The following is an 11,166-nucleotide window of genomic DNA, read 5'->3' on the forward strand; positions in this document are numbered from 1 at the left end:
AATAAGTTAAGGTTAAGTGGATTCCTGCCTTCGCAGGAATGACAAGTTTCTGCTTTACTCATAAATTCTTATTATCTTATATTGAATTCGTGAATCTTCGATTTCGCAGGAATGACAGAAGCTTTTTTTTGGAATTTGTAGATTTACTCCCTGATCTTTTTCTTACGGAGTTCAAAGTTCTGACCTAGGTACACTTTTCTTACCATTTCATCGCTAGCCAATTCTTCAGGTTCCCCGGCTTTTAAGATGCTTCCTTCAAACATTAAATAGGTTCTATCGGTAATGGCCAAGGTTTCTTGAACGTTATGGTCCGTAATAAGGATGCCAATGTTTTTTTTGGTCAGTTGCGCCACAATACGTTGGATGTCTTCCACAGCTACGGGATCGACACCAGCAAAAGGCTCGTCCAATAGAATAAAGCTTGGGTCGGTGGCCAAGGCCCTAGCTATTTCGGTACGTCTTCGTTCACCACCAGATAATAAATCGCCACGACTTTTCCGAATATGTCCCAAACCAAATTCCTCTATCAGTTCTTCCATTTTATCGTGTTGTTCCTTTTTGCTCAACTTGGTAAGCTGCAACACACTTAAAATATTGTCTTCGATACTCAGTTTTCTAAATACCGATGCTTCTTGTGCCAAGTACCCTATGCCGTTTTGGGCACGTTTATACATGGGATATTTGGTGATGTTGGTTTGGTCTAAATGAATGCTGCCACCATTGGGTTTGATCAAGCCAACTATCATGTAAAACGAAGTGGTTTTACCTGCGCCATTGGGTCCCAACAGACCTACAATTTCCCCTTGGTTGACTTCTAAGGAAACATCTTTCACTACTTTCCGTCCGTTGTAGGACTTCATTAAATTATCGGCTTTTAACTTCATAAAACTGGGTAATTGGTGCTAAAATAGTAAAATTGAAAGATACTCTAAGGGTTCTACTTTTTATTTATTAAAAGTTTAACGCCTACCATGTTAATCTATGTACGCCATATGTTATCCGGTCCTTTTTCAAATTGGGAGCGCCAAAAACAAAACAGTTTGTGGTTATGAGCCTTTATCCACACTTTGAGAAAACAGGTAATTGCAAGAAAAAATGTTAGGCTGCTTTTATTTATAAGCTATCTGTTTCTTCCAGGGCATCCCAAAACTCGTAGGCACGGCGTAAATGAGGAATTACGATGGTGCCTCCAACCAAGGTAGCGATGCTTAGGGCCTCAACCACTTCTTCTTTTTTCAAACCTACTTTATGGCTTGTTTCCAGGTGGTATTTGATACAGTCGTCGCAGCGCAACACGGTTGAAGCGACCAAGCCCAGCAATTCTTTGGTTTTAACATCCAAAGCACCTTCTTGATAGGCGTTGGTATCTAAATTGAAAATACGCTTGATTACCTTGTTGTTATCTGCCAGTATTTTTTCGTTCATTTTTGAACGGTACTCATTGAATTCGTTAACAATATCAGACATGTTTTTTTTCTTTTTTAAGTTGATTTTTTACCACTATTTTAGAGATGTAAATACTCACCTGGTACAATACCAAAATTGGGATGGCCACAATGATTTGACTGGCCACGTCTGGAGGCGTGATGATGGCAGACACCACCAAAACAATGACCAGGGCGAATTTTCGGTACTTTTTCAATATATGTGGTGTTACCAAACCTATTTTGGTTAAAAAATAGATAATGATGGGCAGTTCAAAAATAAGTCCTGAAGCCAAGGCAGAAGACCTTACCAAGGAAATATAGGAACTGATATCTATTTCGTTTGAGATTTCACTGCTCACACTATAAGTGCCCAAAAAGTTAATGGATAAGGGGGTCACGATATAATAGCCAAACAACACCCCTAAAAAGAACAGAAAGGAGGAAATAATAATAAAGCCCCTGGAATGTTTGCGTTCGTTTTCGTGCAGTCCTGGACTTAAAAATTTCCAGAATTGATATATGATATATGGAAATGCTATAACCAGACCTGCATAAATGGAGGTCCAAATATGGGCAGAAAACTGTCCGGCCATGGTACGGTTCTGGATTCTAAACGGAAATTCGTCCAAACAAAAGGTGGTATCTATCCCTATGTATTGCGACATGCTGCAGAGCCACCTATAGGTAGGGAAGCTCATTTTTTTAGGACCAAAAATAATGGTGTCGAAAATAAAGTCTGAAAAAATAAAAGCACCAGCACCACAGATTAAAACTGCCATGGTAGCACGAATTAAATGCCAGCGTAAATCCTCTAAATGATCGAGGAAGGACATGTCGTTCACATTCTTCTTTGCCATTATAAAATGCCTTCTTTAATTAAATCGTGTACGTGAACCACGCCAGCATACTGTCCTTTTTTCTCAACCAATAATTGGGAAATTCCATGTTTTTCCATCAGTTCCATGGCATCCACAGCCATGGCGTTGGCATCTATACGCTTAGGGTTTTCGCTCATGATATCCTTGGCAGTCAGGTTGGTAAAATCGTCTGTTTTGCTCAACATACGTCTTAAATCCCCATCGGTTATAATCCCTAATATTTTACCAGCTTCAACCACAGCTGTAACCCCCAACATCTTTTCGGTAATTTCAATAATGATGTCTTTAATGCCTGTTTGCAGGCTTACACTGGGTTTTTGATTGACTTCAGACATGTCGCTGACACGCAGGTAGAGTTTTTTGCCCAGGGCACCCCCCGGATGGTATTTAGCAAAATCTTTACTTGAAAAGCCTTTTAATTCCAACAAACAAATGGCCAAGGCATCCCCAATCACCAATTGAGCCGTGGTGCTGGTGGTAGGGGCTAGGTTGTTTGGACAGGCTTCTTTTTCCACATACGCATTTAAAACATAATCTGCTTGTTTGCCCAAAAATGAGTCTTTGTTGCCCGTAATGGCGACCATTTTATTTTTGGCGTTTTTAATAAGGGGCACCAAGACTTTAATTTCTGGGGTATTGCCACTTTTAGAGATGCAAATAACCACATCGTTTTCAAGGATCAGGCCTAGATCGCCATGAATGGCATCGGCAGCATGCATAAAAACAGCAGGTGTTCCCGTGGAATTTAAAGTAGCCACAATTTTAGTGGCAATAATGGCACTTTTACCAATTCCAGTAATAATGACGCGTCCCTTGGAGTTGTAAATTAACTCTACGGCAGCTGCAAATTCTTCGTTAATATAACTTGAAAGATTGAAAATGGCTTTGCTTTCCATCTCAATCGTTTGTTTTGCAGTATGTATAATAGAATGCTGCTTGTTCAAAATTTATTATTTTTTTGGGTTGATGCTTTTAAAGAATTTATTATCTTTAAAGTTATTCAAACTCATATACCTTTTTATTCGTTTAAATAGGGTACAAAGCTAACGAAAAAAAAATTGTGAGTTCTCTTAATACATTAGGATAATTAATAGCATTTAATTTTAATGTATTTTTATAATAGTGTAAATTAAAATTAAAAAGATTCATGTCGATAATTGAAAAAGACTTGCATAAAGCCTTAAAAACATATTTTGGCTTTAGTAAGTTTAAGGGATTGCAAGAAGAAGTCATTAAAAGCATTTTATCTGGAAATCACACCTTTGTAATCATGCCCACAGGGGGAGGTAAATCCTTATGTTACCAACTACCTGCACTTATGCAAGAAGGCACAGCCATTATTGTTTCCCCTTTAATAGCTTTAATGAAAAATCAGGTAGATGCCATACGGGGTGTCTCCAAAGAAGATGGGATTGCACACGTATTAAATTCCTCTTTAAACAAAACCGAAATTAAACGTGTCAAGCAAGACATAGTTGATGGTGTTACCAAACTACTTTATGTGGCACCGGAATCACTTACCAAAGAAGAGAATGTGGAATTTTTACGGTCGGTAAAAATATCCTTTATGGCCGTGGATGAAGCCCATTGTATTAGTGAATGGGGTCATGATTTCCGACCGGAATACCGTAATTTAAAACACATCATCCAGCGCATAGGGGATGATATTCCCATTATAGGTTTAACAGCCACAGCCACACCAAAGGTCCAGGAGGACATATTGAAAAACTTGGCCATTCCTAATGCCAAGACCTTTAAGGCTTCTTTTAACAGGCCGAACCTTTATTACGAAGTACGTCCGAAAACCAAACAGGTAGATGCCGATATCATCCGTTTCATCAAGCAAAACAGTGGGAAATCGGGTATTGTGTATTGTTTAAGTAGGAAACGTGTGGAAGAATTGGCGCAAACCTTACAGGTAAATGGCATAAAAGCAGTGCCTTACCATGCAGGCTTAGATGCCAAGACCCGATCGAAGCACCAAGACATGTTTTTAATGGAAGACATAGACGTAGTGGTGGCTACCATAGCTTTTGGGATGGGCATAGACAAACCCGATGTGCGTTTTGTGATTCATCACGATATCCCTAAAAGCATTGAGAGTTACTATCAAGAAACCGGTAGGGCAGGACGGGATGGAGGTGAAGGGCACTGTTTGGCCTTTTATGCCTATAAAGACATTGAGAAACTTGAAAAGTTTATGTCTGGAAAACCTGTGGCCGAACAGGAAATAGGGCAAGCTTTGTTACAGGAAGTTGTTGCCTATGCCGAAACGTCCATTTCCAGAAGAAAGTTTATTTTGCATTATTTTGGGGAAGAGTTTGACAATGAGACTGGAGAAGGTGGTGATATGGATGACAATGTGCGTTTCCCAAAAAAGAAACACGAGGCCCAGGACGATGTTAAATTGGTATTGGAAACCGTAGAGGCTACCCACGAAAAATACAAGGCCAAGGATTTGGTGAATGTAATAGTAGGGAAAGCCAATGCCTTGATAAAATCGCATAAAACGGATGAGTTATCGGTTTTTGGGAAAGGCAAGGATAAAGAAAAAAGTTACTGGATGGCATTGGTGCGACAGGTGCTAGTGGCAGGCTATTTAAGAAAGGATATTGAAACCTACGGTGTGATAAAAATAACAAAGGCAGGGAAAAACTTTATAAAGCACCCAGAATCCTTTATGATGACCGAGGACCATGTGTTTGACAGCACAGGAGACGAAAACATCATCACCTCCACTAAAGGAGGAGGGGCTGTGGCAGATGAAGTGTTGATGAACATGCTTAAGGATTTACGTAAAAAAAATGCCAAAAAATTGGGTGTGCCACCCTTTGTTATATTCCAAGACCCTTCGTTAGAGGATATGGCCTTGAAATATCCTTTGACCATGGAAGAGTTGATTAACGTCCATGGTGTTGGAGAGGGCAAAGCCAAAAAATATGGCAAGGATTTCTTAGCCTTAATTGCCAATTATGTGAATGAGAATGATATAGTACGTCCCGATGATATGATTGTGAAATCTACCGGAACCAATTCCTCCCTTAAACTTTACATCATTCAAAATATAGACCGAAAGCTACCTTTGGATGACATTGCTTCGGCTAAAGGCATGGAGATGAAAGATTTTATCAAAGAGATGGAGGCCATTGTATTCTCTGGAACCAGATTGAATATTGATTATTGGATAAATGATATATTGGATGAAGACCAACAAGAGGAAATCCATGATTATTTTATGGAGGCCCAAACCGATAAAATTGATGAAGCCATTAACGAATTTGAAGGCGATTACGACGATGAAGAATTGCGCTTGTACCGTATCAAATTTATCAGTGAAGTGGCGAATTAGGTTTGGTTGATGATTGTAAATTCCAAGAATAAAGTATAAAGTACAAAGTATAAAGTACAAAGTACAAAGAACAAAGAACAAAGAACAAAGAACAAAGAACAAAGAATAAAGAACCTTGAATCTTAAATCTTGAATCTAGAACTTTGAATCTTGAATCTTGAAACCTGTAATTTAATGTGTCATTTTTATTTTCATTGATTATCTTTGCATTTCATTAAAAAAAATAGACATGCAAGACGGATTATACGCAAAATTCAACACCAACAAAGGTGAGATATTAGTGGCTTTAGAATACAAAAAAACACCTGGAACCGTAGGTAATTTTGTGGCTTTGGCAGAAGGTCAGATGGAAAATTCAGCAAAACCTCAAGGCAGGCCTTATTACGATGGTTTAAAGTTTCATAGGGTGATACCAGATTTTATGATACAAGGAGGTTGTCCGCAAGGGACTGGAACCGGGAACCCAGGATATAAATTTGACGATGAATTTCATCCAGAGTTAAAGCATTCCGGACCAGGCGTTTTATCTATGGCCAATGCAGGACCAGGAACCAATGGCTCCCAATTTTTTATCACACATGTAGAAACCCCTTGGTTGGATAATAACCATACGGTTTTTGGACAGGTTGTTACTGGGCAAGAGGTTGTAGATGCCATAGCTCAAGGTGATACCATAGAGACCCTGGAAATTATTAGGGTAGGAGCTGAGGCTGAAGCTTTTAATGCCATAGAGGCTTTTAGGACTTTTGAAGGCGCTCGCGAAAAACGTGTGGCTGCCGAACGTGAAGCCAAAAGAGCCGAGTTGGATAAACTGGCTCAAGGTTTTGAAGAAACCGAAAGTGGGTTGCGTTATCAAATTTTACAAAAAGGAACTGGGAAACAAGCTGAAAAGGGTAAGACCGTTTCCGTACATTATAAAGGGCAATTGACCGATGGAACTGTTTTTGATTCCTCTTACAAACGCAAGCAGCCCTTAGAGTTTCCTGTAGGTGTAGGACAGGTGATTCCAGGGTGGGACGAAGGCATTCAATTGTTGCAAGTGGGTGATAAAGCCCGATTGGTTATCCCAAGTGATTTGGGTTATGGAAGTCGTGGAGCTGGTGGGGTGATTCCTCCAGATGCTACTTTGATTTTTGATGTGGAATTGATGGGTGTATCCTAGATTTTACCTTAAAACCGTAACAAAACATATTTAAATACGTCTCATTTTATAATGAGACGTATTTTTTTTATCTTTTTTTATCAATCAACTATTTAAAATGAAAACTTCAATTTATTTCTCTTTATTTTTCATGTTACTGGTTTCTGTTAGCTGTTCAAAATCCATAGATTACCCTTCAGCATTTAAAGAAGCAAGTTCTGGACGTTATTTGTATAGTCCAGACGAACTTATGGAGGTCTTTTATAAAAACGATCAACTGTACATTAAATGGAAAGGAGCTGAAATAAAACCTGTAGTTTTGGACCAACACACCTTTTTTGTGCCAGACCTCTATCAAAAACTACAATTTGTGCAGCATCCCGAAACCAAACAGCGTTATTTGTCGGTTATCACAGAGGCTTCCGCAAGCAGTCCTACTTACAACTATATAAAAGTTTCGGACACTTTTAAAACACCCAGCATGTATTTAAGGGACAAAGCGTATGGTTTGGCACTGGAAGGTTATTTAAACATACAGGCCGAAGATCCAGAAAGCATGTTTATAATAGAACAGGATTTTAATAGTTTGGGATACCAGTACCTTAGGGAAAAAGCCTATGCCGATGCCATACAGGTGTTTAAAATAAATGTGGCCCTTTATCCAGAAAGTGATAATGTTTATGACAGCCTGGCCGATGCTTATGCTAGGAGTGGAGATAGTTTGCAAGCCTATCAAAATTACGAAAAGGCCTTAGAACTCAATTCTGGGAATAGGAGGGCAAAGACTTTTATGGACAGTTATGAAAACCAGCAAGATTAATATGTCCTATAACATCCATGAGCTGATACTAAGGGTTTGTGGAGTACTTGAAGTCACTAAAGCGACTTGGTTTTTCAATCTTTTTTGAGATAGTCCAAGGTATTCACCAATTCAAATTTGGGGCTTCTTTTTAGGTTTTCCCTTAAAAACGCTGTATGTGCTGCTCCCATTAGAATAAAAACCCTATCGGTTTCTTTCATGGGTATCCTGTTGAGGTTTGAAAAGATCCTTAAATTCCTATGGTAAAATTTAGCAGCTTCGTCTGCACCTTCAAACCCATTTTCGGTACCAGCATACAGCAACATGTCTGCATTGACATTGATGTTAAAATCGAGATATTCCGGTTGGTTATACAGCTGCAATTGTTCCAATAAGGGCAGGCCGTAAAAATTGTCAATTTGGTGTTTTAGTTCTGGGAGCTCCTTAAAAGGGTCATTCATATACTTATTATAGGTCACAGAATCTATGGAATTGACAAGTTCTTCTGCAATACGGTAATTGTATTCCATGGCGTGGTCTATGCCATGTAGATACTTCAGGTTACTTAGTCTGGCCACTTCAAAAGCCAACATGCTTCTTTCCCCATAATTGGTGTTCAACACACTCGGGTTGGCTAAATAGTCCTGATAGGCTTGGTTGATTTCCTTGTTGTATTCCGGCAAATTTTCAATACATACTATGGTAGGTTTGAATTGGGCCAATAAGGCAGCTAGCTCCCTAACGGCTTTATGGGTTTTTTTGTCCTCTTCGTTAAAATCCACTTTATTGGCATCAGAGGTGTACCCGAAATGAAAGGTTCCCACATTTAGGACCTTGATTTTTTGGGATTCCTTTATAGCGGTCTTGGGAAGCTCCTGACTTTGTGTGTTGTTGTTATCTTTACAAGCCATGATGCTTATAAACGCCATAAGCAAAAAGGCCTTTTTGTATGCGTTAAACATTTTAAGAGCCGTTGGTTTCACCTTCTTTTTTACTGGTTAACCTCAAGATGATAACACCTACAAGTCCAGAGATCAATGAACCGATAATGATACCTACTTTCGAGGAATTGATATTTATGGCATCGTTACCAAAAGCCAGGTTGGCAATAAAAATGGACATGGTAAATCCAACCCCAGCAATACTGGCAATGCCTATAATGTGTTTGAAATTGATTCCTGAAGGCAACTCGGTGAGCTTCAGTTTTACTCCAAGATAGGAGAACAGGCTGACCCCAATTAGTTTTCCTGCAAACAAACTAATGGCAATGTAGAGCATGAGAGAGGTGTTTATTTCGGAATTGGTATTCAATACCACACCAGCATTTGCGAAGGCAAAAACAGGCAGTATGAAATAGGCTGTTAAGTTGTGGAGTTGGTATTCCAGATGTTGCAATGGCGAACGAACTTCGGAGGTTAAATGATCCAGGTTGTCTATACATTCCATTTCATCCTTGGTTAAAATATGTTTATAGGTATCGTCTGTAATGCTTACAATTTTACTGGAAATGTTATTGAGGTTGCTGGAGAACTCATAAATGTTCAAGGTTCTTTTAATAGGAACGGTAAAAGCCAATAACACCCCTGCAATGGTAGGATGGATGCCCGATTTTAAGAACAGGAACCAAACAATGGTGCCAATTACCAAACCTATTTCTAGGGAAAACTTTCTTTTATGGTAAACAAGGGCCAAAAGCGCAATGAGGAGTAATCCCACAAGAATAAAAAACCAGTTGATGTTGGCACTGTAGAAGATGGCTATAATGAGTACGGCAGCAATATCGTCTATAATGGCAAAGGCCGTTAAGAATATTTTCAAGCTTAGGGGGACCCTACTTTTTAAAGTGCCCAAGATGGCCAAGGCAAAAGCGATATCCGTGGCCATAGGTATGCCCCAACCTTTGGCGGTTTCAGGGTCTTGATTTAAAAACAAAAACAAGCCTACTGGAGCCAGGACCCCACCAAGGGCAGCGATTAGAGGAAATGAGGCTTTTTTTATGCTGTCTATTTCCCCAACTAAAAGTTCCCGTTTAAGCTCCAATCCAATCAGGAAGAAAAAGATGGCCATTAAACCATCGTTTATCCAAAGGATCAAGGGTTTTATAAGGCTAAAATCATTAAAACTGACACCAAATTCGTATTGCCAAAGCTGTTCGTATTCTGCTCCATAAGGTGAGTTGGCCCATATAAGGGCTAAAATGGTTGCACCAAACAGCAAAATACCAGAGAGGCTTTCCAGTTTTATAAATTTCTGAAAAGGAGTTAATAGGACTTTTTTAATCATATATTTTTATTTTGTTCGTGTTTTTTTAATACTTCAAAAATATGCAAAAGCTACGAGAATATTGTTAAAAGTAATGGAATGAGGTGTAAGACTTGATGTTTTTTTTAAATAGTTTTACTGCCTGACATGGCGAGAGCTATTTAAACTGTGTCAAGTTGTATCATTTTTGCTAATCCTTGGAGGCGCAAACCACCATTGATAGCTAACACATAGCGATGATTTGATGGTGTTTTTTTAAACCACAAGGCATTTATATAACGAGGTAATTAGGTTTTCAATCCAGGTCACTGCCATACAAAAGGCTTAAGAACTCTGCTTTGTCCAGCTTCCCAAAATAGTTTTGTATGTTGACCTTTGCCAAGGCTTTGGAAAGGTCCTCCCTGTTATAAGCTAGGCCCACCAAGACCTGTTCCAATTCCGAGACGGGTTTTTCACCAAAAAAGTCGCCATAAATGGTAAGGTCAGAGATGTGACCTTTGTCTATATGGATGCGCATATCAATTTCCCCAATATCGAAGCGTTTGGTGCGTTGGATGTTGCTTTTCGGGGAGCGACCAAAATTCCAATCCCAGAGGTCGTATTTTTCAGCCTTCAGTTTATGAACCGCTTCCCATTCTTTTTCTGTTAGCCTGTAGGTCTCAAAAGGCTCACTGGCTTCATAGAGTCCTTGTAACAATTGACTTTTAAACTCTTCCATGGTCATGGGGTTTTTTAAAAACTCAGTAATGTTGGCCACCCGACTGCGAACCGATTTATGGCCTTTGGATTCTATTTTGCTCATTTTTACCTGAAGGGCCTTGACCACTTCAGCCATATCGGTATTGAATAGTAAAGTGCCATGGCTAATCATGCGTTTGCCTGTGGAAAATTGGGCTGTACCCGAAATTTTCCGTTCGTTTACCAAGATATCATTGCGTCCTTTTAATTCGGCTTGAACCCCCATTTGGTTTAGAACACGAATCACAGGAGCTGTAAATTTCTTAAAATTGCTAATGCTTTTACCGTCGTGGTTGGTAATAAAACTGAAGTTTAGGTTCCCCAAATCGTGATAGACGGCACCACCTCCGGAAACACGACGCACCACATGAATGTGTTTGTCTTCCACATATTCCAGATGGATCTCTTCCAAGGTGTTTTGGTTTCTACCTATAATGATGGAAGGTTCGTTGATATAAAACAATAAATAGTCTGTGGATGTATCAAAATTTCGTAGCGCATATTCTTCCAGCGCCAAGTTTAGTTTTGGGTTGGTCTGTCCTTCGTTATCTATAAATATCATGCTTAAGCTT

The 11,166-nt window shown here is 39.3% G+C and carries 10 protein-coding genes; 3 read left to right on the top strand and 7 right to left on the bottom strand.

Annotation, left to right across the window (positions count from 1 at the left end; all coding sequences use genetic code 11):
• Positions 1–143 precede the first annotated feature (143 nt).
• The 4 genes from lptB to D778_RS06025 form a co-directional block, all read right to left on the bottom strand.
• Positions 144–884 carry an LPS export ABC transporter ATP-binding protein gene (gene lptB, locus D778_RS06010; RefSeq protein ID WP_007648699.1) on the bottom strand — a complete coding sequence of 247 codons (741 nt, stop codon included), beginning with the start codon at positions 882–884 and terminating at the stop codon, positions 144–146.
• A gap of 229 nt (positions 885–1,113) precedes the next feature.
• Positions 1,114–1,467: a carboxymuconolactone decarboxylase family protein gene (locus tag D778_RS06015; protein ID WP_007648702.1), complete on the bottom strand. Its 354-nt coding sequence runs from the start codon at positions 1,465–1,467 to the stop codon at positions 1,114–1,116.
• The gene (gene tatC / locus D778_RS06020; protein ID WP_040491653.1) at positions 1,460–2,284 is read right to left on the bottom strand and encodes a twin-arginine translocase subunit TatC; all 825 of its coding nucleotides are present in this window, start codon (positions 2,282–2,284) and stop codon (positions 1,460–1,462) included. Before tatC ends, D778_RS06015 begins: the two co-directional genes overlap by 8 nt.
• Positions 2,284–3,201 carry a KpsF/GutQ family sugar-phosphate isomerase gene (locus D778_RS06025; protein WP_007648707.1) on the bottom strand — a complete coding sequence of 306 codons (918 nt, stop codon included), beginning with the start codon at positions 3,199–3,201 and terminating at the stop codon, positions 2,284–2,286. The genes tatC and D778_RS06025 overlap by 1 nt, the downstream gene beginning before the upstream one ends.
• A 251-nt stretch (positions 3,202–3,452) precedes the next feature.
• Between D778_RS06025 and recQ the strand changes: the two genes are divergently transcribed.
• The 3 genes from recQ (at position 3,453) to D778_RS06040 (ending at position 7,615) form a co-directional block, all read left to right on the top strand.
• Positions 3,453–5,654, top strand: coding sequence for a DNA helicase RecQ (gene recQ / locus D778_RS06030; protein WP_007648708.1), 2,202 nt, complete (start codon positions 3,453–3,455; stop codon positions 5,652–5,654).
• A gap of 229 nt (positions 5,655–5,883) precedes the next feature.
• Positions 5,884–6,816: a peptidylprolyl isomerase gene (locus D778_RS06035; protein ID WP_007648709.1), complete on the top strand. Its 933-nt coding sequence runs from the start codon at positions 5,884–5,886 to the stop codon at positions 6,814–6,816.
• Between the two features lie 97 nt (positions 6,817–6,913).
• On the top strand, positions 6,914–7,615 hold the full coding sequence (locus D778_RS06040; protein WP_040491656.1) for a tetratricopeptide repeat protein: 702 nt from the start codon (positions 6,914–6,916) through the stop codon (positions 7,613–7,615).
• 74 nt (positions 7,616–7,689) lie between these two features.
• Here the strand turns inward: D778_RS06040 and D778_RS06045 are convergent, their stop codons facing one another.
• The 3 genes from D778_RS06045 to D778_RS06055 all read right to left on the bottom strand — a co-directional run bounded on the left by D778_RS06045 (position 7,690) and on the right by D778_RS06055 (position 11,156).
• Positions 7,690–8,556 (bottom strand): DUF5694 domain-containing protein, encoded by an 867-nt coding sequence (locus D778_RS06045; RefSeq protein ID WP_007648711.1) that lies wholly within the window; start codon positions 8,554–8,556, stop codon positions 7,690–7,692.
• Between the two features lies 1 nt (position 8,557).
• A complete protein-coding gene (gene nhaA, locus D778_RS06050) occupies positions 8,558–9,877 on the bottom strand; it encodes a Na+/H+ antiporter NhaA (RefSeq protein ID WP_007648712.1) in 1,320 nt (439 codons plus the stop codon).
• A 274-nt stretch (positions 9,878–10,151) separates the two neighbouring features.
• Entirely contained in the window at positions 10,152–11,156 is a 1,005-nt protein-coding gene (locus tag D778_RS06055) for a lipoate--protein ligase (protein ID WP_007648713.1), read from the bottom strand.
• Positions 11,157–11,166 lie beyond the last annotated feature (10 nt).

The sequence above is a fragment of the Xanthomarina gelatinilytica genome, from assembly GCF_000348685.1.
GTDB classification, from domain to species: Bacteria; Bacteroidota; Bacteroidia; order Flavobacteriales; family Flavobacteriaceae; genus Xanthomarina; species Xanthomarina gelatinilytica.